The sequence below is a fragment of the Provencibacterium massiliense genome (genome assembly GCF_900169495.1).
In the GTDB taxonomy this organism is placed as follows: Bacteria; Bacillota; Clostridia; order Oscillospirales; family Ruminococcaceae; genus Harryflintia; species Harryflintia acetispora.
In genome coordinates, this window is the sequence record NZ_FWCH01000012.1 from 1,763,844 (window position 1) to 1,789,868 (window position 26,025).

A 26,025-nucleotide genomic window follows, 5' to 3' on the forward strand; every position below is an offset into this window, starting at 1 on the left:
GAAGACTGCGTAAATATTTTACCATACGCGGTTTCTCCTTTCAAGGGGCGTGTGCCGAAAGGAGCAGAATGATGAAAAGTGCATTAGAAGAATTGGCCCACAGCAATTTTTTCTCCGAAAACTACAAATTTAAAGATGACTCCCTCTATGCGCATGCTTTTTTTAAAAACAATGAAAAGGAAAAGAAGCTGCGCAGCCACCTGGACGAGGAGCAAATCCGGCTCCTGAACGAGTATTGCGACACGCAAAGCGATCTCGAAGAGCTGGATGACACGGACAATTTTATCTATGGCTTCACCTTCGGCGTGCGCATGATGATCGAGGTGTTCCAGGACAGCAGTCCCATCACCGGCGCAAGGATTCTGGACGATTAGCAAACAGCCGCTGCGGGAGCTCCCGCAGCGGCTGAACTTTTCTGCTGTTTGAAGAGAACTTTTTGGGAACCCCCTCTTGGGGGTTCCCTCTCGAACCTCCACTGGAGGTTCGATTCACCCTCCCCGCGCTTAGTAGTCTTGCAGGACGCGGGCTGAGCACTTCCGGACCCATATGCCGGTTTCTTTCGCGAATCGGGAGCGGCGGCTCGCCGTCCCCGCGCTTCGCTGGCGCTGAAGGTCGCGGGCTCTGCCCGCACCCGCCAAGAGGGCGTCGCCCCCTTGGAACCCTCTTATTCAGGACGCGGGCTGAATATTGCCGCCTTGTAAAGGAGTCCTTTCGCGAATTGGGAGCGGCACCCTGCCGCCGCGGGCCGAGCATGGCCGCCTCGCACGCTAGTCCTTTCGCGTATAGGGGGCGGCACCCTGCCGCCGCTATTTGCTCAGCAGCCAGATGACCTCGGACTCGTGGCGCTTGGGCCGGTCCATCAGCGCACGGATCGCGTCCTTGGGCGACTTGCCTTCGTAGAGCACCTTGTACACCTCGGTGATGATGGGCATCTCCACCCCGGTGCGCTGCGCAAGATCGTAGGCGGTCTTGGCGCATTTGTAGCCTTCGACCGTCATGCCGATCTCCTCGATCGCCTGCCCGGCGCTCTTCCCCTGCCCAATCAAAATGCCCGCACGGCGGTTGCGCGAGTGCATACTGGTGCAGGTGACGATCAAATCGCCGATCCCCGAGAGACCCGCAAAGGTCTCGGTCTTGGCCCCCATCGCCACCCCGAGCCGGGCGATTTCGGTGATCCCCCGCGTCATCAGCGCGGCCTTGGGATTGTCCCCCAGCCCCAGCCCGTCGCTGGCGCCTGCCGCCAGGGCGATGATGTTCTTGAGCGCGCCGCCGAGCTGCACCCCCGTCACGTCGTCGTTGACGTAGATGCGAAGGCTCGGGTTCATCAGCGTGTCCTGCACGAATTCCGCGGCCGCACGCACCTTCGAGGCCGCCACCACGGTGGTGGGCATGAAGCGCGCGATTTCCTCCGCGTGGGAGGGCCCGGAAATGATGACGTTGTGATTCTTCGGCAGCTCCTCGTCCATCACCTGGGAGAAGGTTTTAAGCGTGCCGTCCTCCAGCCCCTTGGAGACGCAGGCGACCACCGCGCCCTCGCGCAGGTGCCCGCCGAGCTTCCCGGCGGTGGAGCGCACCGCGAAGGAGGGCGTCGCAATGATGGCGAGCTCGCACTCGCCCGCACGGCTAAGGTCGCTGGTCAGCTCGACCGTGGGCGGGATCTTCGCCCCCGGCAGCAGCCTCTTGTGCTCGCCGTCACGGCGGATGTCCGAAAGCTCCTCCTCAAAGGGGGAGTAGAGAACCGTCTTGTGCCCCATCTTTTCACACATGATGCTCAGCGCACAGCCAAAGCCGCCCGAGCCCAGAATCATAATCGTCGCCAAAGCGCCACCCCTTTCTATTGTTTCTTTTTGTCCTGACCGAACCGGTATTCCGTCCCGCTCAAAAGCCGCTTGATGTTCGCCCGGTGCATGTAGAGCACCACCCCCGCCAGCGCCACCGAGAAGACGGTGTCCAGGATGAAGGGGCGCCGCTGCAGGATATGCACCACGCAGGTTACGATGGGATAAAGGATCGCGCCCGTCACCGAGGCGAGGGAGACGATCCGGGTAAAATAGAGCAGCGGCAGCTCAAGCAGCACGATGATGGCGAAAGAAAGCGGACTGAGCGTCAGCACCACACCGAGGCCGGTCAGCACCCCTTTTCCGCCCTTAAAGCCAAAATAAAGCGGGAACAGATGTCCCAGCAGGGCGGCTGCGCCCGCGGCGTAGCCCGCATCGAAGAGGGTCACTCCCATCAGGGAGAAGATCAGCCGCCCGATGAAGACGGCGCAGACCCCCTTGCAGAAGTCACCCACGCCGACCATCACCGCATATTTTTTCCCGTAAGTACGCAGGATATTGGTCATCCCGGCGTTTTTGCTGCCGTAATTGCGGATGTCCTCGCCCTTAAAAAGCCGGCTCACCATGATGGAGAAATTGAGGCTCCCCAAAAGGTACCCTTCCACCAGGCAGATTGCCGAAGCCAAAATCGTGATCAACCGTCACGCCCCCTTGTGCGTCTCTCTTCTTAACAAAATACTGTTTTTATTTTACCAGCCTTGGCCGCCAAACGCAACCCCGCGCCCACATACAAAAACGGACCCCGGGAGCCTGTCCCGGGGCCCGTATTGCATCATACGAAAGAAACGGAAGGATTATTCCCCCCGCTCACGCACCACCATGCGCACCGGGGTGCCGGTCAGGCCGAAGGTCTGCCGGATCTGGTTTTCCAGATACCGCTGGTAGGAGAAGTGGAACAGATCGGCGCGGTTGACAAAGCACACGAAGGTCGGCGGCCGGGTGGACGCCTGGGTCATGTAATAAATCTTCAGCCGCTTACCCTTGTCCGAGGGGGGCTGCATGCGCGCGGTGGCCACGGCCAGCACGTCGTTGAGCGCGCCGGTGGTGATCCGCATGGCGTTCTGCCCGTTGACGTGGTTGATCTGCTCGAACATGCTTTTTAGGCGCTGCCCGGTCAGCGCCGAGATGAAGACGAAGGGCACGTAGGACATGAAGGAAAAGTCCTCCTGCAAATCCTTGGTAAAATTCTGCATCGTCTTGTCGTCCTTCTCGACGGCGTCCCACTTGTTGACCGCCACCACGCACCCCTTGCCCTGGTCGTGCGCGTAGCCGGCGATCTTCGAGTCCTGCTCGGTGAAGCCCACCGTACCGTCGATGACGATCACCGCCACGTCGCAGCGGTCCACCGCCATATAGGCGCGCAGCACGCTGTAGCGCTCGACCGCCTCCTCCACCTTGGCCTTGCGGCGGATCCCCGCCGTGTCGATGAAGACGTACTTCCCGAACTCGTTTTCCACCACCGTGTCGGTGGCGTCCCGGGTGGTCCCGGCAATGTCCGAAACGATCATCCGCTCGCTGCCCGCGATCTTGTTGATCAGCGAGCTCTTGCCCACGTTGGGCTTGCCGATGACCGCCACCTTGACGTACTCCTCGTCGTAGTCCTCCCGGTGCTCGAAGTCGATGTGCTCGTAGCAGGCGTCCAGCAGGTCGCCGGTGCCGTGCCCGTGGGTGGAAGACACCCCGATCGGGTCGCCCAGGCCGAGGTTATAGAACTCGTAAAACTCGGGCGGTGGGTTGCCCAGGGTGTCGCATTTGTTGACGCAGAGCACCACCGGCTTGCCGCTCTTTTGCAGCATGGCGGCCACATCCGCGTCCGAGGCGGTCACGCCCGAGCGCAGGTCGCACACCAGCACGATCACATCCGCGCTGTCGATGGCCAGCTGCGCCTGGAAGCGCATCTGCTTTAAAATCACGTCGTCGGCCCGCGGCTCGATCCCGCCGGTGTCCACCAGCATGACCTCCTTGCCCCGCCATTCGCACTCGGCGTAGAGGCGGTCCCTGGTCACGCCGGGGGTGTCGTCCACGATGGCCATCCGCTTGCCGCACAGCTTATTGAACAGGGTGCTCTTGCCGACGTTCGGCCGCCCCACGATTGCGATCAATGGTTTGGACATAAATATCACTCCTTGTTTGAAAGTTTACTTCCAAACTATCCTTCCCTTGCTAGTATGAGCGCGTCGAGCAGCTCGTATCCGTCGTTTGGCACGGTGCGCACCGGCACGCCGAGGGCCTCCTCCAGCTGCCCGACCGTCACGTCGTCGAGGAAGCGGTCCTGCTCGTGGCGCAGCATGACCTGCGGCAGCAGCAGCTCCTCGCCGAGCGCCTTGCCGCCGAGCTGGCGCATGAGGTCCTGCCCGGTCAAAAGCCCGGCCACGGTGACCGTGTGCCCGAAAAAGTCGTTGACCACTTTATGCACATGCACCCGCAGCCCGGCGACTTTCTCCTGTGCGGCGGCGGCCAGGGCGGCGATCAGCGGATAGGCGGCCTCCCCGGTGGCGATCGAGACGGCGCGCTCCCGCGCGAGCGACGGCGGGTTTTCCAGCGCCTCGAAAAATTCGTGCTCGAGCAGCGGCAGCAGCCCCACTCCGTTGTCGAGCTGGGGGAACTCGCCGTAATATTCGTAGGGCGGCAGCTCGTACCCCGCCGCGAGGAAGAACTCGTCCGCCGGATAGACCAGCCGCTCGCCCCGCTCGCGCAGCCACCGCTCGCCATATTCATGAACGGTGGCGATCACCTCGCGCGCGCCCTCCCTGGTGTAGGGGCTCAGCTCGGGCAGCCCCTCGCGGTAGCGCGTCAGCCCGACCGGGACCACCGCGATGGATTCGAGCTGCGGGAAAAGCGCGCCCAGCTCCTCGATCGAGCGGCGCAGCTCGTCCCCGTCGTTGATCCCGGGACAGAGCACCAGCTGGGTGTTGAGCTTGATCCCGCCCGCCGCGAGCTTTGGCAGATAGCTCAGCACGTTCCCGGCATTGGGGTTTTTCATCATCTTCACGCGCAGCGACGGGTTCATGGTGTGGACCGAAACGTTGATCGGACTGATGCGCATGCGGATAATCCGCTCGATCTCCTCGAGGGACATGTTGGTGAGCGTCACATAGTTGCCGAAGAGGAAGGAGAGGCGCTCGTCGTCGTCCTTGAAGTAGAGCGTTTCGCGCATCCCCTTCGGCGTCTGGTCGACAAAGCAGAAGATGCACTTGTTTTTGCAGGTATGCTTGCGGTCCATGAGGTAGGTCTCGAACTGGAGCCCCAGGTCCTCATATTCCTCCTTACGCACCCGCACCTTCCTCTCCCGCCCGTTTTGGCAGGCAAGGCCGATCTGCAGCAGGGAGTCGGTCATATAAAAGCGGTAGTCGAGCACGTCGCCTATGAGATGGCCGTTGATCGAAACGATTTTATCCCCCGCTTCTATCCTGTGCCGCTCGGCGATGGAGCCTTCGTCCACCCCGGTCACCGTGACCGCCATACGCGCCCTCCTCTCTGCCCTTCTTACATTACCTTTCCCCGGTGTTGCAAAAAAAATAGAGGCGGAAGCTTCATGTTCCCCCTCTATTCCATCGATCATCGAAAGCTGTTCGCTTACGCCTCTTTGGAAATGACTTCTCTTCCTTTATAGTAGCCGCAGTTCAAGCAAACCTTGTGGGGAGCCTTCAGCTCGCCGCACTGGGTGCACTTGGAAAAAGCGGGCATGGGGAGTTTCCAAACGTTCGAACGTCTTTTGTCTCTGCGGGCTCTCGATACCTTTCTCTTTGGTACTGCCATGTCAGCACCTCCTTATATTAATTGTGTATGTGTTACCGGTTGGGGATGGGACCGTATCATTGCTCGAGCAGATCCTGCAGCGCGCTCAGCCTCGGGTCGACCGACGGCTTCTTACAGCCGCAGGCTCCGTGGTTGAGATTGGCGCCACAGCACTCGCACAGCCCCCTGCAATCCTCGCTGCATACGTTCTTGCTTGGTAGCTCAAGAACGACGTCAGCATACACCAGCTCGTCCAGGTTGACGAGCCCGTCCGGGACGACGAGATATTCGTCGTTTTCCTCGCCGGAGAGCCCCTTGACCACCACCTGCTCGCGCCGAAAGGCCATTTCCCGGGAAACGGGTTCCAGGCACCGGTCGCAGACCGTGTCGATCCGATACCGCGCCTCGTACTGCAGCGACACGACGCCCGCCGTGTTGACTGCCCGCCCTTCGACCTCCACCGGTTTTTGCAGGATGTGCCGGCCAAAAAACTCCACCTGCGAAAGGTCGAGAAGGTGACTGAAGGGGACCTCCCCGCCCTCGTCCTCGAACAGATGCGTTAAATCCAGGATCAATCAGGACACCTCTTTTCCCCGCTCAGAGGCATACGCCGCCGTTTTTACGACTTCGTCAGAAATCAAAAAACGGCAGAAAACGCCCTCTTTCAGACGTCACAGAACCATTATAAGGATCGCCCGGCGGTTTGTCAAGAGTTTTGCCGTTTTTAAAAAAATAATTCAGTGGTCGAAAACCCGCAGTACCAGGTGCTCTTCCCCCACCCGCCAGACCGCCGGGTCGAAGCCCTGCATGGTGTCAAAGGAGTTGAAGCTCGAGAGGCTGGAGAACGCCGTGGTGCCCGCCGGGTTTGCCGCGGACTGGCCGACGGCGTAATTTGCGCCGCGCCCGGTCATCCAGTAGCAGCTTTCAAAAGAATCGCCCCCTTGCCCCACCAGTCCTCCGGTGCCGTCCGACACGGTGGGCGCGTGATAGGACATACTGGAGGGAACGGCAAAGCAGCGGGTCATCGAGGAGCCCCCGTACATGGTGGCGATCCCTCCGGTGCGATGCCCGCCGTTCCGGGTGGAGCGCAGGGTGCCGCCCACCGCATAACAGTCGGTGATTGCTGCAGACGAAAAGGCGACCAGTCCGCCCGCGTCGTCATTAGCGGTCACGGTTCCGGTGTCGGCATAGCAGCGGGAAATGGTGGAAAGCTCGTCCGAGGTATTGTTGCCGGCGAGCGGCGCGCCCCGCCCAGTGGAATAGGAAGAATAGATGTCGTAGTTTTCGATCCCCAGGTTTTGAATTTCCGCGCCGGAGAGCTGCCCGAAGAGCGCCGCAAACTCCTGTGCGGTATTCACCGTCAGGTTGCGCACCACGTATCCTCCCCCGTCGTAAACGCCGGAGAACACGCCGATGGGCGTGAAGCTTTGCCCTTGCAGGTCGATGTCCCGCACCTGCAAAAAATGCTCTGACAGGTGCAGCCGCACATGATCCAGTTGTTCGGGAGTCGCCACGATAAACGGGCTCGCCGCCGTCCCATCCCCGGCGAGGAAGCCGCCCGCCGAGACCATGTGCTGCGCGCCGCTGCCGCAGGTCTGGGCGGTCCCGGTGGTGAAGGCTTTGACCTGCTCACCTGGGCGGTCCAGCCCCTCCCGCCCGGGTTCGGGCAGCGCCTGCACCCGCAAGGTATAGGTGTGCGGCGCCACCGGGTCGTAGGCAAAGGGGAGATATAGCTTCACCTGCGCCCCGGGGGTGAGCCGCGCCTCCCCGTAGGAGGCGAGCGGCGCGCCCGACGCGCTCTCCCCATCGTAAATTTCAAACTGGTACCGTCCGGTGCGCGCACTCGCCGTAAAGGGGATGTTGACCCCGTAGGCGGCAGCCTCCCCCGCGCTCGGCGCAAGGGAGACCGTACTCCCCGCCGCACGCGCGCCCAGCGACAATAGAATCAGCAAACACGCCGCGATTACACCCTGTTTCATTTAAAAATCCCCCTATTAAATTGTCCGCAAGCAACCCTATCTTGCGGCCTTCCTTCCAGGGGGAAGGCAGGAAAAAGGGCGGCTTCCCTTGAAAAGCCGCCCAAAAACTGGTATAATGATGGCACATCCAGCAGAATATTCGCGCAGACTGCGAAAAATAGTCAAAAAGATGACCGCAAGATAGGGTTGCTTGCGGTCATTTTTGTGTTTTTGTCCCGCCGCCAAAAACGTGCGGGAACCGCAAAAAGAGCCAGGGGCAGCCCGCCAGCGCAAAAAAGATGGTGGCCGCATAGCGCAAAATGGTCATCCCCTCTCCCGATGGGAGCAGGATTTTTAGGAGTAGGTGGCAGCCGCCCACCATCAGGGACCCGAGCAGGAGGCGCAGCAGCTTCGCGTGCCCCGGCACATCCGTGCGAAACGGCAACCGGCGGTGCACCAGCGGCATGGCGACGAGAAAGCCCAGCATGCAGCCGGCGGCAACATAGAAGTCGTGCCCGGGCGAAATCAGCAGGATGGGCAGGAACGTCAGCGCGGTGAGGAGATAAAGCCGCTGCCGGGGCACACGCGCAAAGAGCCAGCGCGCCAGGAAGGGGACCAGCACGCCCAGGACCAATCCCGCCAGCACATCCTTGGGATAGTGCACCCCGAGATAGACCCTTGAGAGCCCCACCAGCAGGATCAGCAGGGCGAAAGCAATTTGCGGCCCCCGCCTTTTCAGATACATCCCAAGGCCGGTATAGAGGGTAGCGGCCGACTGGGTATGCCCGCTTGGGAAGGAGTGCCCGGTGGCGGTGTGCACCCGCAGCGAGCGCACCCCCTCCTCCCCGATCGGGCGGGGGGCCTGCACGATATCCTTGACGGCGTTGCCCAGCAGCAGGGAGCTGCACAGGCAGTAGCCGAGAAATTCCCCCGCCTCGCGGTCCACCGTCCAGTAGAGGCCCAGGAAGATCAGGACGCTGGGGACCGGCTCGCCGAGTATGGTCAGCAGCTGGAACAGAAGATCCAGCGCCGGCGTTGCGATGGACTGAAGCTGACGAATGAGTTCTAGTTCCAAAGGCCTCCCCCGCTTTACAGCCCCAGCAGGCGCTGGGCGTTCTGATAAAATATCATATCCTTCTGTACGCTGCTTATGTGCAGCGAATCAATAAAGCGGTAGGTGGCGCTGCTCGCCTGCCAGGGGCAGTCGCTGCCGAACAGGATATTCTGGGCCCCGTGGCGGGAGATGATCCGCTCGGCCTGCGCGGGCGAAAGGTAGCCGGCGGTGAAGGCGGTATCAAAGTAGACCCGCTTTCCGCAGAGGTACTGCTCCACCTCGTCCCAGCGCTCCATCGAGCCCATGTGCGCGCAGACCATGGTGAGCTGCGGCAGGTCGCGCAGCACCCGGGCGATCTTTTGCGGGGTGGCGTGGATGTGGTCGGGCGAGATGGCGTCGAAGCCGGTGTGGAAGACGCAGACCAGCCCGAGCTCGGCAATCCGCTCGTAGATGGGGTAGAGCCGCCGCTCGTCGATCTCAAAGCCCTGGTAGTCCGGGTGCAGCTTGACACCGCGCAGTCCGGCCCCTTTGATCCTCTCCAGCTCCTCGAGGGCGCACTCGCTCTCGAAGTGGACGCTGCCGAAGGGAATCAGCGGGTCGTGGTTACAGGAGATGGCAAAATTGTTGACATTCGTCTGCTGCCGGGGGTTGGTTGCGATGTTCAGGACCACCGCCCGATCCACCTCCCACTCGCGCAGCTTTTGGAGCGTAAAGTCCTTGGTCCCGTCGGTCTCGGGGGCCAGTCCGCTGGCCGCGGCCAGGCGGGCGATCGCCTTCTCGGCCAGTGCGTCGGGGAACATATGGATATGGAAATCGATCAGCATGAGGGCGCCTCCAACGAAATTTCTGTCCTTTATAATAACGCAATTATTATAGCATGAAGGCCCCGGGGATGCAAAAGCGGCCCGCACTCCAACTCCCGGAGTGCGGACCGCTTTTCTCAGCCGCGCGCGCCCGCGCGCTCGATCTCTTCAAAGAGCGCGCCGTATTCCTCGGGGGAGAAGTCCTCCCCGTTATACTCCACCGTGTACCGCGCCAGGTCCTTGGCTGCGGCGGTGAGCTGTGCGGTTGGCAGCCAGGCGCGCTCGCACAAAAATTCGGCGAAGCCCAGGCTGTACCCCGCCAGGTCGCAGATGTATTGCGTGCGCGCGCGTTCCTCCTCGACGTGCTGCCGCGCCGAAGCCCGCCGGTCGATGTATCCCCCGCAATAATACGCGAACACCGCGGCGAATGCCGTGATAAAAATGATCCATAGCAGTTCCACTGTCAGGGCCCCCTTTTTTGCCTTTCGTACTACCATTATATTTTTATAGGGCCGGATCGGTTCCAAACAAATATTTTTCGCGCGTTTTCCCCGTTTTGGGAGGCCTAGCAAAGGCAGGCGGATTTTGATTCATAAAAGTGGCGGTTTTGGGAAAACTTCTGTTAGCTCTTTCGTAATGGAGGTTTTTCTAAATGGAATCGAGCAGAATCAAAACCCTAAAGGTTGCGATCATCATCCTACTCAATATCGTGATGCTGGGCCTGGTCTCCCAGGCGATCAATCAGGGCCGCGTGCGCGCCGCAGAAAACGATTTCTCCCAGGAGGCCGCGCAGGTCTACTCCCAGCGCGGCTCGACCGGGGACGAGGTGCGCAAAATTCAGCAGCGCCTCAAGGACTGGGGTTATTTCTTTGACGAGGTCAACGGCACCTACGGCCCGAAGACCGAGGAGGCGGTACGCTACTTCCAGCGGCAGAACGGCCTGTCGGTCGACGGAATCGCGGGCAGCGCCACCCTCGCGGCGCTCGGCCTGCCCTCCGGCTCCGCCTCGGGCGGCTCCTCCGGCGGAGTCACCAACGACGCCGACTACCAGCTCCTCGCGCGGATCATCTCGGCCGAGGCGCGCGGCGAGCCCTACACCGGCCAGGTCGCGGTGGGCGCGGTGGTCTTAAACCGGGTGGAGCATCCCTCCTTCCCCGATTCGGTGGCGGGCGTGGTCTATCAGCCCGGCGCCTTCACCGCCATCACCGACGGGCAGATCAACGAGCCGATCTCCGAATCCGCCTACCGTGCGGCCAAGGACGCCCTCAACGGCTGGGACCCCTCGGGCGGCGCGATCTACTACTTCAACCCCGACAAGACCTCGAACAAGTGGATGCGTACCCGCCCGGTCATCCTGCGCATCGGCAACCACCTCTTCTGCAGCTAACGGCAGCGGGGCGCTGCAGCCGATTCGCGGCAGCGGGCGCTGCGGCCTATACGCGAACGACCAGGGTGCAGCCGGCCATGCTCAGCCCGCGGTGGCGGGGCGCCACGCCCTATACGCGAACGACCAGAGTGCAGGCCGGCCATGCTCAGCCCGCGGTGGCAGGGCTCCACGCCCTATACGCGAACGACCAGGGTGCAGCCGGCCATGCTCAGCCCGCGGTGGCGGGGCGCCACGCCCTATACGCGAACGACCAGGGTGCAGGCCGGCCATGCTCAGCCCGCGGTGGCGGGCCGCCACGCCCTATACGCGAACGACCAGGGTGCAGGCCGGCCATGCTCAGCCCGCGGTGGCGGGGCGCCACGCCCTATACGTGAACGACTAGGGTGCTAAGCGGCCATGCTCAGCCCGCGAAAGAGGCACAAACCGCCGCCGGCGTTCTCGCGGGAAAGGGCCCCCGAAGGGGGTGCAATCGTTGTTGCCATCAGTCGCCTGCGCGGGCAAAAAGCCCCGCTCCCAAAAACGGAGCGGGGCTTCGCACATGCGGCGGGCACAAAACGTGTATAGTCCGCGCGCGGCCGCGCGGGGAGGTAATTAAAAGGAGGGGGAATCCCCCTCCTTTTGCGTCTTTTCCGTCCTCTTTTCCACGTGGAAAAGAGGACTCGGGGAGCGGGGCGGACAGCCCCGCAGCGGCATTGCCGTCCGCGGCAAAAGAAGAAGGCGGGGCACCCTGCCCTGAAGCGGCACTTATTCGATCCCCAATAATCCCATCAGCTCACCGCAAAGCTGCTCGCAGGCGGAATCCGCCTCCATCGGCAGGCCGCCAATGCAGCAGTCGAGCGCCCGGCGAAGCGGGGCAGGGTCGCGCAGTCCAAGATTGTTCAGAGCCCACTCGCCGCCGCCCGCCTTGGAGAGAAGCAATTCTTCCCGCTCGAAGGCGAGGGTACGGCAGAGGTTGAGCAGCACGCTGGCCGCGTCGCCGCCGAGCTCTTCGCGCGAAGCGCGCAGGTCCAAATAAACGCTCTCCCGGTAGAGCCCGTCCGGCACCGGGGCGAATATTTCGTCCGGCGGCGGGCCGAAGAGGGCCTTGCCCCGCTCGCGCGCCACCCTGAAATGGGTGGGCAGGTCGGGGTCGGTCCGCCCGACCGTTATGCAGAGCCGCAACGGATCGCTCTCGCACAGCCCCCGCCACATCGGGGAATAGTGCAGCTCAAAGGGCATATCCAGTACCGGCCTTTGGCAGACGGATGCCAGCACGACGCTCATCTCGATCCCCTTTTTCGGTCCCTGCGGCGAGAGGGCACAGAGGAACCCCAGAAGCCGCAGCTTCTCGCAGATATGTGGCGGCCGGTCCACCACCGCCAGGAAATCCAGGTCGCTGCGCCCGGGATGAAATCCTCCCAGCGCGGCCGACCCGTGCAGGTAGAGCCCGCAGAGCTTCCTCCCCAGCACCGCCCGGTACTCCCTTGTGATTTGATCCAGCAGCTCCTGCAGCTCCAATTTCGTCAACTCCCAAAGGGCGCCCACGCGGGGAATTCCCCGCGCGGGCGCCGGTTTCTTTTATCGCTCGTTTCTGTGCACGGTAAAAATGATATGCGGCATCTCCATCCCGTAATAGTGCTTGACGAAGGTGCGCTCCGGTTTCATCCCCATCCGCCGGGCCACCGCCTGGGAGGAGAGGTTATTGTCCCGGATGATCGAGCATACCCGTTCCTGCCCAAGCACATCGAAGGCGTAGTCCCGGCAGGCGATGGCCGCCTCGGCGGCATACCCCTTATGCCAGTAGACGCGGTTTAAAAGATACCCAATCTCCAGCTCGTCTTCCCGGTCGGTCTCCTGCCAGGAGAGGCCGCACTGGCCGATCAGCCTGCCGCTCTCCTTCAAAATCACCGCCCAGGGGCTGTAACCGAATTTTTCCTGGCGCGCGATCTGGCGCTCCAGCCACTCGCGCGCCTCCCAGTCCGGCAGAGCGTGCTCATAGGCGTACATCGCCTGCGGGTCCTGCAAAATCTCGCACAGGGCCTCGTAATCGTCCAGGGTGTGGGGCCGCAGCAGCAGCCGTTCGGTCTCGATCATGCCGCTCCTCCTCTCATGCTGTCAAGGCTGCGGCCTATTCGGCGCGCAGGAAGGCGCCAAAGCCGAGGTAGGCGTCGTAGATATCGGTCTTGGAGACCACCTCGAAGGGGGAGTGCATGGAGAGCACCGGGATCCCGATGTCCACCGTATCCACATCCAGGGCCGACACGAATTTTGCCACCGTGCCGCCGCCGCCGAGGTCCACCCGGCCCATCTCACCGACCTGCCAATGGATTTTGGCGTCGTCGAAGATGCCGCGCACCTTGCCCATGAACTCGGCCGAGGCGTCGTTGGTACCGCCCTTGCCGCCGCTGCCGGTATACTTGGTGACCACCACGCCGCCGTTCAGGAAACAGGCGTTGCGCTTGTCGCTCACATCCGCGAAGGTCGGGTCGAACGAGGCGTTCACGTCGGCCGACAGGCACATCGAATGGTGCAGAACGGTGCGCGCTTCCACCCCATGCGGGGCCGCCAGGTCGGCGATGAAATAGCGCAGGAAGGAGGAATTTAGCCCCGTGTTCCCGTCGCTGCCGACCTCCTCCTTGTCCGCGAACACCACCAGTGCGGTGTAATCGGGGACCTCTTCCAAGTCGAGCAGCGCCATCAGCGAGGTGTAGGCGCAGACCCGGTCATCGTGGCCATAGGCGCCGATCATGCTGCGGTCCAGCCCCAGGTCGCGCGCCGGGAAGGCCGGCACGCAGCACAGCTCGGCCGAGAGGAAGTCCTCCTCCACCAGCCCATATTTTTGAAACAGAAGGTTTAAAAGGTTGAGCTTGACCTTCTCGCTCACCTTGTCGTCCTTAAAGGGCCGCGAGCCGATCAGGATGTTGAGCTCCTCCCCCTTGAGCCCCTGGGAGAGGGGGCGCTTGTTCTGCTCCTGGGAAAGGTGGGGCAGCAGGTCGGTGATGCAGAAGATCGGGTCGTCCTCCTCCTCGCCGATGCGCACCGGCAGCAGGGTGCCGTCCCGCTTTACGACGGCCCCGTGCAGCGAGAGGGGGATCGCGCCCCACTGGTATTTCTTGATCCCGCCGTAGTAGTGGGTCTTGAAGTACCCGAGCTTCCCGTCCTCATAGAGCGGGCGGGGCTTTAAATCCACCCGCGGGGAATCGACGTGGGAGGCCAGAATCTTGACCCCGTCCGAGAGCGGGCGCTTCCCGATCACGGCGGCGATCAGCGCCTTGCCGCGGTTGTTGTAGTAAACCTTATCCCCGGTTTTGTATTTCTTTCCCGGCTCGAAAGCGCGGTATCCGCGCTCCTCCAGCACCGAGACGGCAAACTCCACCGCCTCGCGCTCCATCTTGGCGTAGTCCAGAAACGCCTTATAGGCTTCGCAGAAGCCGTCCGCCTTGGCGAGCTCCTGCTCGCTCATCTCCTCGCCCGCGTTCTTGACCTCATAGCAGAGCTTTTCCTGCAAAAGCTCTCCCTTGGTTTTTTCCGGCATAATAGAACCTCCCAATCTATCAAAAGTATAAATTAATAATATTATTCCAAATCGTATAAATCCTGATAAATCTTACGGGTCTCGTTTACCCGCTCGACATACCAGCGGGTATCGCTGAAGGGGATTTCCTTGAGGGTCTGCCCGTCGTCTGAAAACTCCTCATCCGCCAGCCACCCGTTGACGCTCCCCCGCCCCGCGTGATAGGCGCACAGCGCCAGGTCATACGAGCCGAACTCGTCGTAGAGGTAGCGCAGCAAAAAGGTCCCGCAGCGCACGTTGAGCGCCGGGTCGAAGATGACCTCGTCGTAGTCCATCTCCTCCTCGCCCATGCGGTAGAGCACCCAGTCGAAGGTGTCCTTGGTAATCTGCATGAGCCCGCGCGCATCGTCCTCGCTGACCGCCCGCGGATCGAAGCGGCTCTCGGTATGGACCACCGCAAAGACGAAGGAGGGCGGCAGGGAATACTCCCTGCTGTACGACTCGATCACGCCCCGGTACTCCATCGGATAGCGCGCGTTGTAATATTTCTGCAGCCCGAAGCTGAGCAGCAGCCCGCAGGCGGCGATCACCACCACCACGATCACGGTATAAAAAAAGTATTTAGACGTTTGCCGTTTCATGGATTCCATCCTGCGCCGGGCAGACCTGGGCGAGAATCTCGTCGACATAGCCGAGCAGCTCGGCCTGCGTCCCGCTGTTCTCGACCACGAAGTCGGCCCGCTTTTTATAGAAGCCGTCGCTGTGCTGGCTCTTGATCCGGTTCCTCGCATCCGGCTCGGGCAGCGCGTCCCGCGCCATGATCCGGCGCAGGCGCGCCTCCTCGGGGGCGAGCACCGCGATCACGGCGTCGCAAAGCTTATCCGCCCCCGCCTCGTAGAGGGTTGGCGCGTCGAGCACCAGGAGCGGCACCGCCGCCTCGCGGTAGCTTCCGACCGTCTCCTCGATCTGGCGCATGATGTGCGGATAGGTGATCTCATTGAGCCGGCGCAGCCGCCGCTTGTCGGAAAAGACCACCGAGCCCAGCTTGCGGCGGTTGAGCTCGCCGTTGTGGTCGATCACATCGCACCCGAATTCCAGCACCAAATCTCCCAGGCAGCTTTTCGAATTGTCGATCACCTCGCGCGCGAGCAGATCGCAGTCGATCACCGGCACGCCCCGCGCGCGCAGCGCGTCGCAGACGGTGGTCTTGCCGGCGCCCGTCTGGCCGGTCAGCCCCAATACATAGCTCATAGCTTGATCACATCGAACGCCGCAGCCCGCACCATCCGGTTGTAGACGGCCAGCCCCACACCCTGCGGCGCGGGACAGTGGGCAAACACCGTTCCAGCTCCTTTCTCATCGAGTTCGCGCAGCGCCGAAAAGAGGCGGTGCGCGATGGTCAGCGGCTCGCTCTCCTTCCCCAGCACGATAGCCGGGACCGAGAGCGCGCCCTCCTCCCCCGCAAAGCAGAGGGCGTAAGTCCCCTCGCCCGCGCGGGCGTTGACATAGTCTGAAAATTCTTTCCCGCCGCCGAGCAGCAGGCGCACCTTCGCCTTGGGCGCGTAGTGGCGGTACTTCATCCCCGGCGCGCTCACCCGGCTTTCGGGGTCGGCCTGCCCGCGCACCGCCTGGTCCATCTCCACCTCGCCGAGCACCGCGCAAAGCTGCTCATAGGTGACCGCCCCCGGGCGCAGCAGGCGGGGCGTCGCCCCCGCCAGCGAGACCACGGTGGATTCCACCCCGACCTCGCACTCGCCCCCGTCCACGATGGCGTCCACCCGGCCCCAGAGGTCCTCGATACAGTGCCGCGCGCTGGTGGTGCTGGGCCGCCCCGAGCGATTGGCCGACGGGGCCGCCAGCGGCAGCCCGCTCTCCTCGATCACCCGGCGGATGATCTCCCCCGACGGCATGCGGATCCCGACGGTATCCAGCCCCGCGCTGGTGGCGGCGGGGATTTTATCGCTTTTCGGGAGCACCATGGTCAGCGGGCCCGGCCAAAAGTGCCCGGCCAGCCGCCGGGCCCCTTCCGGAAAGGCGGTGACCAGCTCCTCGATCATCGCAAGATCACTGATGTGCACAATCAGGGGATTGTCCTGCGGGCGGCCCTTGGCCGCAAATATTTTGGCGACGGCGCGCTCATCCAGGGCGTTGGCCGCCAGGCCGTAAACCGTCTCGGTGGGAAGGGCCACGATCCCGCCGCGGCGCAATATCTCGCAGACGGCGCAGAGCTCCCCGGATTCTATCCTGTCCGCCTTCCAGTCAAACATACGGGTATCCAAGCAAAATCCTCTTTTCCAAAAAAGGTCTACTGCGCCTCGGTCTGCTCCTTGAGCTTTTCGGCCTGGTCGAAGGTGATCAGCGCGTCGATCAGCTCGGGCAGATCGCCGTTTAGCACCTGCTCGAGCTTGTAGAGCGTCAGCCCGATGCGGTGGTCGGTCACCCGCCCCTGCGGGTAGTTGTAGGTGCGGATCCGCTCGCTGCGGTCCCCGGTGCCGACTTGCAGCTTGCGCTGCGAGGCGATGGCGTCGTTTTGCTTTTGCTGCTCCTGCTCGTAGAGGCGGGAGCGCAGGATCTTCATCGCCTTGTCCTTGTTCTTGTGCTGGCTGCGCTCGTCCTGGCACTCCACCACCAGCCCGGTGGGCAGATGGGTGATGCGGATCGCGCTCTCGGTCTTGTTGACATGCTGCCCGCCCGCGCCCGAGGCGCGGTAGGTGTCGATCTGCAAATCCCCGGGGCTGATGTCCACCTCGACGTCCTCCACCTCGGGCAGCACCGCCACCGTCACGGTGGAGGTGTGGATCCGCCCGGCGCTCTCTGTTTCGGGGACGCGCTGCACCCGGTGCACCCCGCTTTCAAACTTCAGCCGGGAATAGGCGCCCTCCCCCTCGATCGAGAAGCTGACCTCCTTGAAGCCGCCGAGCTCGGTCGGGTTGGCGGACAAAATCTCCCACTTCCAGCCCTGGCTCTCGGCGTACATGGTGTACATGCGCATGAGGGAATTGGCGAACAGGGCGCTTTCCTCGCCGCCCGCGCCGCCGCGGATCTCGATGATGACGCTCTTGTCGTCGTTCGGATCGCTGGGCAACAGCAGGATTTTGAGCTCCTCGGCAAAGCGTTCGGTCTTTTCGCGGTTTTCGGCGTACTCCGCCTCCACCATCTCGCGAAAGTCCTTGTCCAGCCCGCCCTCCTCGAGCAGGGCGCGCGCCTCCTCGGCGTCGGCTTTCGCTTTTTTGTATTCCAGATACTTCTCCACAATCGGGGTCAGGCGCTTGTGCTCCTTCATCAGGTCGCGGTAGCGCAGGTTGTCGCTGACCACATAGGGGTCCATGAGCTGGCGGCCCACTTCTTCATACCGCTCGACCACGCCTTCCAACTGATCAAACATTCTGTTTCCTCCGTTACTCTGTAAACTTAATGAAATCAAAAAACGGGGGCGGCGCTACCCCTCGTCCTGATGGATGATCTTCTTGATGTTTTTTTCGCATTTGCTGCGCGCGACCATCACCTGCCGGCCGCACCCCACGCAGCGCAGCTTGAAATCCATCCCGCTGCGCAGAACCTCGAAGCGGTTCTCCCCGCAAGGGTGGTTTTTCTTCATGACCAGGGTGTCCCCCACCCGCACATCCATCCTCGCTTCCTCCTTCGTGTGAGTCCAGTCAGAGTCTAAAATCTATTATATCAGATGCCCCGCATGCCGCGCAACGATAACCCAAACTATTTTCCCCAAAAATTCCTGCGGCACCCGTCCACAAGTCGGGGCCAAGATTTACGAATAGTATTATTCGAATAAAATATCAGGTTTTTAACCCTTTCCACCGGGTTTTCCACAATGAATCGGGAAAACCGCATGATTTGTGTGGAAAGGAAGGTGGAAAAGGTGAAAAACCCGCACGTTCAGCGGCTTTGCCAAAGCGGTGGATATTTCCCCGCAGGAGCGGAAAACTAGAACAAATAAGGGAAACGGAGTGATGGTTTACCATGGAAAACCTGATCGAGCTGCGCCGGCTGTGCAAAACCTACGACAGCGGCGAGGCCGAGGTGGAGGCGCTGCACGATGTGGATCTGTCGATTGGCGAGGGGGAATTCGTCTCGATCGTGGGGCAGTCCGGCTCGGGCAAGAGCACCTTAATGAACATTATGGGCTGCCTGGACCTGCCCTCGAGCGGGAGCTACCTGCTCGGCGGGGTGGATATCGCCCGCTCGACGGATGAGCGGCTCTCGGACATCCGAAACCGGCAGATCGGCTTTATCTTCCAGGGCTTCAACCTGATCGACTCGCTGAGCGCCCTGGAAAACGTCGAGCTGCCGCTGATCTACCGCCGCCTGCCCCGCGCGGCCCGCGAGCGCCTGGCCCGCGAGGCGCTCCAAAGGGTGGGGCTTTCCCACCGCATGCACCACCGTCCCGGCCAGATGAGCGGCGGGCAGCAGCAGCGGGTGGCCATCGCCCGGGCGGTCGCCGCGGCCCCGGCGCTGATTTTAGCCGACGAGCCGACCGGCAACCTCGATACCCAGTCGGGCGAGCAGGTGATCGACATCCTGCGTGCCCTGCATGAGGAAGGGCGCACCATCGTGCTGATCACCCACGACCCGGGCCTGGCCGGACGCACCGGACGGGTCATCCGCCTGCGCGACGGGCATATCGTTTCGGATACCGCCCGGCATCGCAGCGCCTAAGTCACGGTCAGCGGTTGCTAACAGCCCGGCAGGATGCTATAATTTGATCAGAAGGTTCCCTTACACCGCCAAAGCCTTATAGAAAGAGGGAGATTTTATGATCAAGGCAGCCATTGTCGGATACGGCAACATCGGAAAGGCCGTTTTGGAGGCCGTCAGCCAGGCGAAGGACTTCGAGCTCTGCGGCATCGTGCGCCGCTCGGCGCTCAACCCCCCGCCCGCGCTCGAGGGGCTCGAGGTGGTGGACGACATCCAGAAGCTCAAAGAGAAGCCGGATGTGGCCATCCTCTGCGTGCCCACCCGCTCGGTCGAGGCCATCGCGAAAGACTACCTCTCCTTGGGGATTTCCACCGTGGACAGCTTCGACATCCACTCGAAAATCCCGGCGCTGCACCAGTCGCTCGAGGCCGCCGCCAAGGAGCACGGCAGGGTGGCCGTCATGTCGGCCGGCTGGGACCCGGGCACCGACTCGGTGATCCGCGCCATTCTGCTCGCCTGCGCGCCCAAGGGGCTGACCTATACCAACTTCGGCCCCGGCATGAGCATGGGCCACACCGTCGCCATCAAGGCGATCGAGGGGGTACGGGATGCGCTGTCGGTCACCGTGCCGGTGGGCAGCGGCATGCACCGGCGCATGTGCTACGTCGAGCTCGAGGACGGCTATGACCCCGAGCACATCAAGCGCCGGATCAAGGAGGACGACTACTTCAAGAAGGATGAAACCCACGTCAAATTCGTGCGCAGTGTGGACGACATCCGGGATTCCGGCCACGGCGTGCTGCTCGAGCGCAAGGGCGTGTCCGGCGTGACCCCCAACCAGCGCTTCGAGTTTCGGATGTCCATCAACAACCCGGCCCTCACCGCGCAGGTGATGGTCTCCAGCGCCCGGGCGGCCGTGCGCCAGCAGCCGGGCTGCTACACCCTCATCGAGATCCCGCCGGTGGACCTGCTCCCCGGCGAGCGGGAGGAGCACATCAAGCACCTGGTCTAAGGAATAAAAAGCGCTGTGGAAGTTTCCACAGCGCTTTTTTGGTGTGTGCAAAAACAGGGTTCCAAGGGGGCGACGCCCCCTTGGCAGGTGTCCAGCGGGCAGAGCCTGCTGGGCGCTCCCCGCAGGGAGCGAAATCCTCAGCGTCAGCGAGCGGCAAGCTGCCGCTCCCGATTCGCGGCGGCAGGGTGCCGCCCCCGATTCGCGAAAGAGACCACGTATGGGGCCGGAAGCGTCCAGCCCGCGTCCTGCAAGACTTCTAAGCGCGGGGAGGGGAGGCCGAGCTTCCAGTGGAAGCTCGGCCGGGGAACCCCCAAGAGGGGGTTCCCCAAATCGGCAAACCGCTGCTTGCAAAGTTTAAGGAAAATTTTGTCGAAAAAACATAGACTTTTGATATACAATTGTGCTATAGTTTTGTATATCAAAAGGAGGTGAATATTTGGCATGTCCCAAAATGGGCCGTCCCACTGATAACCCCAAAGACAAAGCACTTTTTATTCGTTTAGACAACGAAAGCTACGAAGTGTTAGAGGCTTACTGTGAGCAGGAACAAGTGAAAAAAGCAGAAGCGGCAAGGCGCGGGATTAAAAAGTTAAAGGACGACCTCAAAAAATGAAGGAAGCGGCGCCACTCCATCAAAGAAACGCACCGCTTCCCCCGCACACAGCCCCCGAAAGGAAAACTGCGTAAATATTTTACCATACGCGGTTTCTCCTTTCAAGGGGCGTGTGCCGAAAGGAGCAGAATGATGAAAAGTGCATTAGAAGAATTGGCCCACAGCAATTTTTTCTCCGAAAACTACAAATTTAAAGATGACTCCCTCTATGCGCATGCTTTTTTTAAAAACAATGAAAAGGAAAAGAAGCTGCGCAGCCACCTGGACGAGGAGCAAATCCGGCTCCTGAACGAGTATTGCGACACGCAAAGCGATCTCGAAGAGCTGGATGACACGGACAATTTTATCTATGGCTTCACCTTCGGCGTGCGCATGATGATCGAGGTGTTCCAGGACAGCAGTCCCATCACCGGCGCAAGGATTCTGGACGATTAGCAAACAGCCGCTGCGGGAGCTCCCGCAGCGGCTGAACTTTTCTGCTGTTTGAAGAGATCGTTTTTGAGGGAACCCCCTCTTGGGGTTTCCCTCTCGAACCTCCACTGGAGGTTCGATTCACCCTCCTCGCGCTTCGCTGGCGCTGAAGGTCGCGGGCTCTGCCCGCACCCGCCAAGAGGGCGTCGCCCCCTTGGAACCCTCTTATTCAGGACGCGGGCTGAATATTGCCGCCTTGTAAAGGAGTCCTTTCGCGAATTGGGAGCGGCACCCTGCCGCCGCGGGCTGAGCACAGCCGCCTCGCACGCTAGTCCTTTCGCGTATAGGGGGTGGCGGCTCGCCACCGCCGCCTCTTATTCCTCGGGCTCGTCAAACTTGAGTTTTTCGGGCGTGTAGCGCTTGATGGCCGCATCGTTGAAGGTCACCTGCACGTCCTTCGACTGCTCGAGCAGGTACTCGTCAAACTCGTCCTTCTTCATCTCCTGCAGCAGCTTGGCGTGGTTGCCTTCAAAGTCGGAGCGGTCGTCCGCCAGCGGATCGACCTTCACCGCCACATAATAGGAGGTGCTGTCCGAAAAGAGCTTTACCTCGCCGATGGGTGCGGAGAACATCTCCTTTACGAAGTCGGAGGAGGGGGAAAGCGAGGTCTCCTTGATGATGGCGTCGTGCATGCCGGGGGTGTGCTCGTGGGGCGCGGTGCCGCCGTTTTGCTCGGTCTCGTACTCTGCAATCAGGTCGTTCATGTCCTCGCCCGCCTTGGCGCGCTCAAAGTAGGAATTGGCCTTTTCCTCGACCTTGGCTTTCTCCTCGTCCGGGAGCATCTCCATCTTGCTCTGGTCGAAGAACGCGAAGGGAATATACCGCACGCGCGCACGGGTGGAGACATAGTAGTCCTCGATCTCGCTGTCGCCGACGGTGCGCTCGCCGCCCTCGCCGTATAAATCGAAGAAGAGCATGTCCGATTTGTAGAGATTCTGGTTGAGCGTCGAGACCGCCTGCTTGGAAATCCCGTTTCTCTCGTAGAATTCCTGCGAATACTCCCAGAGGTAGTCAGTGTTCTTGACGATATTCTGCTCGGTGTCTTCGCTGAAGGTGAGCCCCTTCTCATTAAAGAGCTTTTCGATGGTGTAGAACTGCTTGACGTATTCCACAGCCCGCTCGGTGATGAACTGGCTGCCGGTTTTCCCGTCGATCTGCGCCTTCATCACATCCTTGGGAGAGGTGACCCCGTCGGGCGCCTTGTCGAGCGCATCGTAATACGCGTCGATCTCGGAAAGGATGTACACCCCGGCGCTCATTTTGTTGCCCTCATGCTCCGCGACCCAGCTGGTATCCGCCCCGCAGGCCGCCAGGGAAAAGACCATGGCCGCACTCATCAGCAGGGCTGCCGCCCTGGTTTTACACTTCATATAAAACTGTCCTCCTAATCGTGATGGTAACTGATTTATTATACACCGTAACATCCCGGCTGTCTACCACATTTTGTGAACAAGCCCCATATCTCCCTTGACTTCGCCAAGCCTTATCGGTATAATAGTATCGGCAGTTTTGTAGGGAAACATACCATGCTACTGTGGCTCAATGGCAGAGCAGCTCACTCGTAATGAGCAGGTTGTCGGTTCGATTCCGACCAGTAGCTCCAGCGGCGGGCCGCCGCACCCGATTCGCGCTCCTCACGAAAGTGGGGAGCGCGATTTGTTTGGCACGCGCCTCGACCGGTGCAGCTACTCCTTTGGCTCCTTGCTTTTATAGCCTTCGCCCCAGCGATACATCGCGTCCAAAATCGGCTTGAGGCTATAGCCGGTCTCGGTCAGTGTGTACTCCACCCGCGGCGGCACCTCGGCGTAGACCTTGCGGGTGAGCAGTCCGCTTTGCTCCATCTCGCGCAGCTGGGCGGTCAGCACCTTCTGGGTCACGTGGCCGATGGATTTGCGCAGCTCCCCGAAGCGCTTGGTCCCCGCCAACAAATCGCGCAGGATCAGCACCTTCCACTTGTCACCGATCAGCGTCAGGGTGGTTTCCACCGGACAGGCGGGCAGGTCCTTGGTCTCGGGCATGGCAGCCTCCTCCTTTTATTTCAGATAGCCTCATTATAGCTGGGATGGCATTCCGATGCAAGCCGCAATCCCTGTAAACATCCAACGGTATCTTTTGGGTAACTATCGCACAAAAAAGTGCTTACTTTACAATTCGGCCCCGGCGCATTACCATAAGGGTGTAGAGAGGCGGCGCCACACACACATGCCGAATTGGAGGTAACATCATGAACGAAGTCATCAAATTTTTAACCGATAACCCGGTCCAGTACCTGGCCACCGTCGGCCGGGACGGCAAGGCCAAGTGCCGTCCCTTCATGTTCGCGGGCGAGCAGGACGGAAAGCTGTGGTTCTGCACCAACAACCAAAAGGATGTATACAAGGATATGCAGCAAAACCCTTACGTCGAGGTCTCGGTCTCCAGCCCGGCCTTCGCCTGGATCCGCCTCGCCGGCAAGGCGGTGTTCCAGAACAACCGCGCCGTCAAGGAGATGTGCCTGCAAAACCCCATCGTCAAGGGGCAGTACGGCGAGGCCCAAAACCCCATCTTCGAGGTGTTCTATCTCGAGGGCGCCCACGCCGTCATCGCCGACTTTTCCGGCGAGCCGCCCAAGGAATACGACCTGTAAAACCTCCCGATCCGAGACTGACAGCCCGCCGGCCGCCCCGGGGGCTGTCGGTTTTTCTGACGGGCCTATTTTATTAGGAGGGTGTGTGATAAAATGACAGCAAGGGACTATTTGCAGATTTTGCAGCGCGACATCCATTCCACCGTCTGCGCGACGGTGGACGGGGAGGGCCTGCCCTGTACCTGCGTCATCGACATGATGCTCTCGGACGAAAGCGGCCTCTATTTTCTCACCGCGCGGGGCAAGTCCTTTTACCGGCGGCTGACGGCAAATCCTTATGTGGCAATCAGCGGGATGAAGGGATCGGGCACCCTCTCCACCCTGGCCGTCTCGGTGCGGGGCGCGGTGAAAAACATCGGCCGGGAGAAGCTGGACGAAATTTTTCATGAGAACCCCTACATGGCGAAAATCTATCCCAGCGAAGAGAGCCGCCGGGCGCTGGAAGTGTTCCATCTCTATCGCGGCGAGGGCGAATACTTCGACCTCTCCCAGCTGCCGCCCCTGCGGGAAGCCTTTTCCTTCGGCGGGCAGCAGACGAGCGGCAGCGGCTACCGGATCGACCCGCAGCGGTGCATCGGCTGTGGGGCCTGCCGGGAAATCTGCCCCGTCGGCTGCATTGCGGACGCCCTGCCCCGCGCCATCGACCCCAGCCACTGCATCCACTGCGGCAACTGCGCCGAGGTCTGCCCGGTGCGGGCGGTCGAGCGGCTGGGATAACCCGCAGTTTTTCGCGGAGAACCAGCGTGAAGCGTCCGGAAAGGAATGGTCATGCTATGGACCGATTGGAACAGATCCGTTATTTGATCGACATCCTGCTCTTCGAGCTGCCGCAATACCGCAAGCAGGCGGCCCGCTGCTCGCAGGACGAAGATTCCCAGCGCCGCTTGCTGCGCGGCCTGATGAACCTGCGCCCCCCGCTGCCGCTGCGCAGCGACTTTCTGGCGGTGCAGGACCAGCTGCTCATCGCGGAGCGCCAGGCGCGCGGGGTGGTGGAAGCCGGCGCTCTGCCCGCCTGCGCGCGCGGCCCCCGGATGTCCCTCTGGCAGGGGGACATCACCCGCCTTGGGGCCGGCGCCATCATCAACGCGGCCAACAGCGCCCTGCTGGGCTGCTTTTTTCCCTGCCACGGGTGCATTGACAACGCCATCCACTCGGCGGCGGGGCTCCAGCTGCGCGACGAATGCAGCCGGATCATGGCCGCCCAAGGACATCCCGAGCCCACCGGACGCGCCAAGCTGACGGCGGGCTACAACCTCCCTGCCCGGCATGTCCTGCACACCGTCGGGCCGATCGTACGCGGCCCGCTGCGGCAGAAGGACTGCGAGCTGCTCGCTTCCTGCTACCGCGCCTGTCTCTCCCTCGCGGCGGAGCACGGCCTCTCGAGCGTGGCGTTCTGCTGCATTTCCACCGGGGAGTTCCATTTCCCAAACGACAAAGCCGCCGCCATCGCCGTCGAAACCGTGGAAGGATTCCTGCGGCAGACCGGCGGCGGACTGAAGGTGATTTTCAATGTTTTCAAAGATGAAGATTACGCCCTCTACCGCGCCCTGCTCGGAGCAGATCGACCGGCTGCGCACGGCGATCTGTGAGGCGCGGGCCATCGTCGTCGGCGCGGGCAGCGGGCTTTCGACCTCGGCGGGGCTTTGCTACAGCGGGCCGCGCTTTGAGGAGCACTTTGGCGATTTCATCGCGCGGTACCATTACTCCGACATGTACTCGGCGGGCTTCTACCCCTATGGGACCCCCGAGGAATACTGGGCCTACTGGAGCCGCCACATCTATTACAACCGCTATGACGCGCCGGTGGGCGAGCCATATCACAATCTGCTCCAGCTGCTCGAGGGGCGGGACTATTTTGTCATCACCACCAACGTGGACCACTGCTTCCAGCGCGCCGGGTTTGACAAGCAGCGCCTGTTCTACACCCAGGGGGACTACGGGCTCTGGCAGTGCTCCCTGCCCTGCCACCAGAAGACCTATGACAACGAGGAGGCGGTGCGCCGCATGCTCGCCGGGCAGCGGGACATGCGCATCCCATCCGAATTGATTCCCCGCTGTCCCGTCTGCGGGCGGCCGATGTCGATGAACCTGCGCTGCGACTTCACCTTTGTGGAGGACGCGGGATGGCACGCGGCCCATGGGCGGTACGAGGAATTCCTGCGCAACAGGCAACAGGAGAAGCTACTTTATCTCGAGCTGGGGGTGGGCGGCAACACCCCGGGGATCATCAAATACCCCTTCTGGCAGCTGACCGCCCAAAATCCAAGCGCCGCCTACGCCTGCCTGAACCTCACCGACGCCCAGGCGCCAAAGGAAATCCTGCCGCGCGCGATCTGCATCGAGCAGGACATCGGCGAGGTACTCTCGCTTTTATAGCCT

The 26,025-nt window shown here is 61.6% G+C and carries 30 protein-coding genes and 1 tRNA gene; 11 read left to right on the plus strand and 20 right to left on the minus strand.

The genetic code is table 11. The features are described from left to right. The first annotated feature begins 71 nt into the window (after positions 1-71). On the plus strand, positions 72-374 hold the full coding sequence (locus B5477_RS13530; RefSeq protein WP_143533602.1) for a DUF6809 family protein: 303 nt from the start codon (positions 72-74) through the stop codon (positions 372-374). Positions 375-806: 432 nt separating this feature from the next. Here the strand turns inward: B5477_RS13530 and B5477_RS13535 are convergent, their stop codons facing one another. From B5477_RS13535 to B5477_RS13580, 10 genes are all read right to left on the minus strand, one after another. After that, on the minus strand, positions 807-1,820 hold the full coding sequence (locus B5477_RS13535) for an NAD(P)H-dependent glycerol-3-phosphate dehydrogenase (RefSeq protein WP_181966759.1): 1,014 nt from the start codon (positions 1,818-1,820) through the stop codon (positions 807-809). A gap of 14 nt (positions 1,821-1,834) precedes the next feature. Then, on the minus strand, positions 1,835-2,476 hold the full coding sequence (gene plsY, locus B5477_RS13540) for a glycerol-3-phosphate 1-O-acyltransferase PlsY (RefSeq protein ID WP_079700168.1): 642 nt from the start codon (positions 2,474-2,476) through the stop codon (positions 1,835-1,837). Positions 2,477-2,632: 156 nt separating this feature from the next. Next, a complete protein-coding gene (der, locus tag B5477_RS13545) occupies positions 2,633-3,952 on the minus strand; it encodes a ribosome biogenesis GTPase Der (protein ID WP_079700169.1) in 1,320 nt (439 codons plus the stop codon). Between the two features lie 35 nt (positions 3,953-3,987). Further along, positions 3,988-5,301, minus strand: coding sequence for a DUF512 domain-containing protein (locus tag B5477_RS13550; RefSeq protein WP_079700170.1), 1,314 nt, complete (start codon positions 5,299-5,301; stop codon positions 3,988-3,990). Positions 5,302-5,414: 113 nt separating this feature from the next. Beyond that, positions 5,415-5,597 carry a 50S ribosomal protein L32 gene (gene rpmF / locus B5477_RS13555; protein WP_079700171.1) on the minus strand — a complete coding sequence of 61 codons (183 nt, stop codon included), beginning with the start codon at positions 5,595-5,597 and terminating at the stop codon, positions 5,415-5,417. A gap of 56 nt (positions 5,598-5,653) precedes the next feature. Further along, positions 5,654-6,151 carry a YceD family protein gene (locus B5477_RS13560; protein WP_079700172.1) on the minus strand — a complete coding sequence of 166 codons (498 nt, stop codon included), beginning with the start codon at positions 6,149-6,151 and terminating at the stop codon, positions 5,654-5,656. Between the two features lie 162 nt (positions 6,152-6,313). Next, complete coding sequence (locus tag B5477_RS13565; protein ID WP_143533603.1) at positions 6,314-7,555, minus strand: M26 family metallopeptidase; 1,242 nt, start codon at positions 7,553-7,555, stop codon at positions 6,314-6,316. 196 nt (positions 7,556-7,751) lie between these two features. Next, complete coding sequence (locus B5477_RS13570; RefSeq protein WP_159449058.1) at positions 7,752-8,609, minus strand: phosphatase PAP2 family protein; 858 nt, start codon at positions 8,607-8,609, stop codon at positions 7,752-7,754. 14 nt (positions 8,610-8,623) lie between these two features. Beyond that, positions 8,624-9,412 carry an amidohydrolase family protein gene (locus tag B5477_RS13575; RefSeq protein ID WP_079700175.1) on the minus strand — a complete coding sequence of 263 codons (789 nt, stop codon included), beginning with the start codon at positions 9,410-9,412 and terminating at the stop codon, positions 8,624-8,626. 116 nt (positions 9,413-9,528) lie between these two features. After that, positions 9,529-9,852 (minus strand): hypothetical protein, encoded by a 324-nt coding sequence (locus B5477_RS13580; protein WP_079700176.1) that lies wholly within the window; start codon positions 9,850-9,852, stop codon positions 9,529-9,531. Between the two features lie 191 nt (positions 9,853-10,043). On the opposite strand from B5477_RS13580, the gene sleB reads away from it, so the two are divergent. Beyond that, entirely contained in the window at positions 10,044-10,778 is a 735-nt protein-coding gene (gene sleB / locus B5477_RS13585) for a spore cortex-lytic enzyme (RefSeq protein WP_079700177.1), read from the plus strand. Positions 10,779-11,522: 744 nt separating this feature from the next. Here the strand turns inward: sleB and B5477_RS13590 are convergent. From B5477_RS13590 to B5477_RS13625, 8 genes are read right to left on the minus strand one after another with little or no spacing between them, the layout of a single operon-like run. Continuing rightward, positions 11,523-12,275: an aminoglycoside adenylyltransferase domain-containing protein gene (locus B5477_RS13590; RefSeq protein ID WP_079700178.1), complete on the minus strand. Its 753-nt coding sequence runs from the start codon at positions 12,273-12,275 to the stop codon at positions 11,523-11,525. Positions 12,276-12,335: 60 nt separating this feature from the next. Then, positions 12,336-12,851 (minus strand): GNAT family N-acetyltransferase, encoded by a 516-nt coding sequence (locus tag B5477_RS13595; protein WP_079700179.1) that lies wholly within the window; start codon positions 12,849-12,851, stop codon positions 12,336-12,338. Between the two features lie 34 nt (positions 12,852-12,885). After that, positions 12,886-14,292 carry an aminopeptidase gene (locus tag B5477_RS13600; protein ID WP_079700180.1) on the minus strand — a complete coding sequence of 469 codons (1,407 nt, stop codon included), beginning with the start codon at positions 14,290-14,292 and terminating at the stop codon, positions 12,886-12,888. Between the two features lie 41 nt (positions 14,293-14,333). Next, positions 14,334-14,912, minus strand: coding sequence for a lytic transglycosylase domain-containing protein (locus tag B5477_RS13605; protein ID WP_159449059.1), 579 nt, complete (start codon positions 14,910-14,912; stop codon positions 14,334-14,336). After that, positions 14,893-15,522, minus strand: coding sequence for a dephospho-CoA kinase (gene coaE, locus B5477_RS13610; protein ID WP_079700182.1), 630 nt, complete (start codon positions 15,520-15,522; stop codon positions 14,893-14,895). The genes B5477_RS13605 and coaE overlap by 20 nt, the downstream gene beginning before the upstream one ends. Next, on the minus strand, positions 15,519-16,550 hold the full coding sequence (locus B5477_RS13615) for an L-threonylcarbamoyladenylate synthase (protein ID WP_242942206.1): 1,032 nt from the start codon (positions 16,548-16,550) through the stop codon (positions 15,519-15,521). Before B5477_RS13615 ends, coaE begins: the two co-directional genes overlap by 4 nt. 26 nt (positions 16,551-16,576) lie before the next feature. Next, a complete protein-coding gene (gene prfA, locus B5477_RS13620) occupies positions 16,577-17,656 on the minus strand; it encodes a peptide chain release factor 1 (RefSeq protein ID WP_079700184.1) in 1,080 nt (359 codons plus the stop codon). Positions 17,657-17,710: 54 nt separating this feature from the next. Next, on the minus strand, positions 17,711-17,899 hold the full coding sequence (locus tag B5477_RS13625) for a DUF951 domain-containing protein (RefSeq protein WP_079700185.1): 189 nt from the start codon (positions 17,897-17,899) through the stop codon (positions 17,711-17,713). A gap of 350 nt (positions 17,900-18,249) precedes the next feature. Between B5477_RS13625 and B5477_RS13630 the strand changes: the two genes are divergently transcribed. The 4 genes from B5477_RS13630 to B5477_RS13640 all read left to right on the plus strand — a co-directional run bounded on the left by B5477_RS13630 (position 18,250) and on the right by B5477_RS13640 (position 20,984). Continuing rightward, the gene (locus B5477_RS13630) at positions 18,250-18,945 is read left to right on the plus strand and encodes an ABC transporter ATP-binding protein (protein WP_079700186.1); all 696 of its coding nucleotides are present in this window, start codon (positions 18,250-18,252) and stop codon (positions 18,943-18,945) included. Between the two features lie 97 nt (positions 18,946-19,042). After that, a complete protein-coding gene (locus B5477_RS13635) occupies positions 19,043-19,936 on the plus strand; it encodes a diaminopimelate dehydrogenase (protein WP_079700187.1) in 894 nt (297 codons plus the stop codon). 436 nt (positions 19,937-20,372) lie between these two features. Then, entirely contained in the window at positions 20,373-20,549 is a 177-nt protein-coding gene (locus B5477_RS15235; protein ID WP_165873042.1) for a hypothetical protein, read from the plus strand. Positions 20,550-20,681: 132 nt separating this feature from the next. Beyond that, on the plus strand, positions 20,682-20,984 hold the full coding sequence (locus tag B5477_RS13640; protein WP_143533602.1) for a DUF6809 family protein: 303 nt from the start codon (positions 20,682-20,684) through the stop codon (positions 20,982-20,984). 350 nt (positions 20,985-21,334) lie between these two features. Here B5477_RS13640 and B5477_RS13645 read toward each other — a convergent pair whose 3' ends face one another. Further along, positions 21,335-22,390, minus strand: coding sequence for a peptidylprolyl isomerase (locus B5477_RS13645; RefSeq protein WP_079700188.1), 1,056 nt, complete (start codon positions 22,388-22,390; stop codon positions 21,335-21,337). A gap of 158 nt (positions 22,391-22,548) precedes the next feature. Here B5477_RS13645 and B5477_RS13650 point away from each other — a divergent pair. Then, a tRNA-Thr gene (locus B5477_RS13650) sits at positions 22,549-22,623 on the plus strand. 82 nt (positions 22,624-22,705) lie between these two features. On the opposite strand, the gene B5477_RS13655 is transcribed toward B5477_RS13650, so the two are convergent. Beyond that, complete coding sequence (locus tag B5477_RS13655; protein ID WP_079700189.1) at positions 22,706-23,038, minus strand: winged helix-turn-helix transcriptional regulator; 333 nt, start codon at positions 23,036-23,038, stop codon at positions 22,706-22,708. A gap of 206 nt (positions 23,039-23,244) precedes the next feature. On the opposite strand from B5477_RS13655, the gene B5477_RS13660 reads away from it, so the two are divergent. The 4 genes from B5477_RS13660 (at position 23,245) to B5477_RS13675 (ending at position 26,022) form a co-directional block, all read left to right on the plus strand. Next, positions 23,245-23,646: a pyridoxamine 5'-phosphate oxidase family protein gene (locus tag B5477_RS13660; RefSeq protein ID WP_079700190.1), complete on the plus strand. Its 402-nt coding sequence runs from the start codon at positions 23,245-23,247 to the stop codon at positions 23,644-23,646. Positions 23,647-23,739: 93 nt separating this feature from the next. Further along, entirely contained in the window at positions 23,740-24,363 is a 624-nt protein-coding gene (locus B5477_RS13665; RefSeq protein WP_079700191.1) for a 4Fe-4S binding protein, read from the plus strand. A gap of 56 nt (positions 24,364-24,419) precedes the next feature. Next, positions 24,420-25,235, plus strand: coding sequence for a protein-ADP-ribose hydrolase (locus B5477_RS13670; protein ID WP_079700504.1), 816 nt, complete (start codon positions 24,420-24,422; stop codon positions 25,233-25,235). Beyond that, positions 25,156-26,022, plus strand: a complete 867-nt coding sequence (locus tag B5477_RS13675; protein ID WP_079700192.1) for an SIR2 family NAD-dependent protein deacylase — start codon at positions 25,156-25,158, stop codon at positions 26,020-26,022. Before B5477_RS13670 ends, B5477_RS13675 begins: the two co-directional genes overlap by 80 nt. Positions 26,023-26,025 lie beyond the last annotated feature (3 nt).

Coding starts and splice junctions, on each gene's coding strand:
- B5477_RS13625 (WP_079700185.1), bottom strand. CDS start 17,899: ATGGATGTGCGGGTGGGGGACACCCTGGTCATGAAGAAAAACCACCCT.
- B5477_RS13605 (WP_159449059.1), bottom strand. CDS start 14,912: ATGAAACGGCAAACGTCTAAATACTTTTTTTATACCGTGATCGTGGTG.
- B5477_RS13635 (WP_079700187.1), top strand. CDS start 19,043: ATGATCAAGGCAGCCATTGTCGGATACGGCAACATCGGAAAGGCCGTT.
- B5477_RS13660 (WP_079700190.1), top strand. CDS start 23,245: ATGAACGAAGTCATCAAATTTTTAACCGATAACCCGGTCCAGTACCTG.
- B5477_RS13645 (WP_079700188.1), bottom strand. CDS start 22,390: ATGAAGTGTAAAACCAGGGCGGCAGCCCTGCTGATGAGTGCGGCCATG.
- B5477_RS13550 (WP_079700170.1), bottom strand. CDS start 5,301: ATGGCGGTCACGGTGACCGGGGTGGACGAAGGCTCCATCGCCGAGCGG.
- B5477_RS13670 (WP_079700504.1), top strand. CDS start 24,420: ATGGACCGATTGGAACAGATCCGTTATTTGATCGACATCCTGCTCTTC.
- B5477_RS13600 (WP_079700180.1), bottom strand. CDS start 14,292: ATGCCGGAAAAAACCAAGGGAGAGCTTTTGCAGGAAAAGCTCTGCTAT.
- B5477_RS13575 (WP_079700175.1), bottom strand. CDS start 9,412: ATGCTGATCGATTTCCATATCCATATGTTCCCCGACGCACTGGCCGAG.
- B5477_RS13565 (WP_143533603.1), bottom strand. CDS start 7,555: ATGAAACAGGGTGTAATCGCGGCGTGTTTGCTGATTCTATTGTCGCTG.
- B5477_RS13665 (WP_079700191.1), top strand. CDS start 23,740: ATGACAGCAAGGGACTATTTGCAGATTTTGCAGCGCGACATCCATTCC.
- sleB (WP_079700177.1), top strand. CDS start 10,044: ATGGAATCGAGCAGAATCAAAACCCTAAAGGTTGCGATCATCATCCTA.
- B5477_RS13640 (WP_143533602.1), top strand. CDS start 20,682: ATGAAAAGTGCATTAGAAGAATTGGCCCACAGCAATTTTTTCTCCGAA.
- prfA (WP_079700184.1), bottom strand. CDS start 17,656: ATGTTTGATCAGTTGGAAGGCGTGGTCGAGCGGTATGAAGAAGTGGGC.
- B5477_RS13530 (WP_143533602.1), top strand. CDS start 72: ATGAAAAGTGCATTAGAAGAATTGGCCCACAGCAATTTTTTCTCCGAA.
- der (WP_079700169.1), bottom strand. CDS start 3,952: ATGTCCAAACCATTGATCGCAATCGTGGGGCGGCCGAACGTCGGCAAG.
- B5477_RS13595 (WP_079700179.1), bottom strand. CDS start 12,851: ATGATCGAGACCGAACGGCTGCTGCTGCGGCCCCACACCCTGGACGAT.
- B5477_RS13630 (WP_079700186.1), top strand. CDS start 18,250: ATGGAAAACCTGATCGAGCTGCGCCGGCTGTGCAAAACCTACGACAGC.
- coaE (WP_079700182.1), bottom strand. CDS start 15,522: ATGAGCTATGTATTGGGGCTGACCGGCCAGACGGGCGCCGGCAAGACC.
- rpmF (WP_079700171.1), bottom strand. CDS start 5,597: ATGGCAGTACCAAAGAGAAAGGTATCGAGAGCCCGCAGAGACAAAAGA.
- B5477_RS13655 (WP_079700189.1), bottom strand. CDS start 23,038: ATGCCCGAGACCAAGGACCTGCCCGCCTGTCCGGTGGAAACCACCCTG.
- B5477_RS13675 (WP_079700192.1), top strand. CDS start 25,156: ATGTTTTCAAAGATGAAGATTACGCCCTCTACCGCGCCCTGCTCGGAG.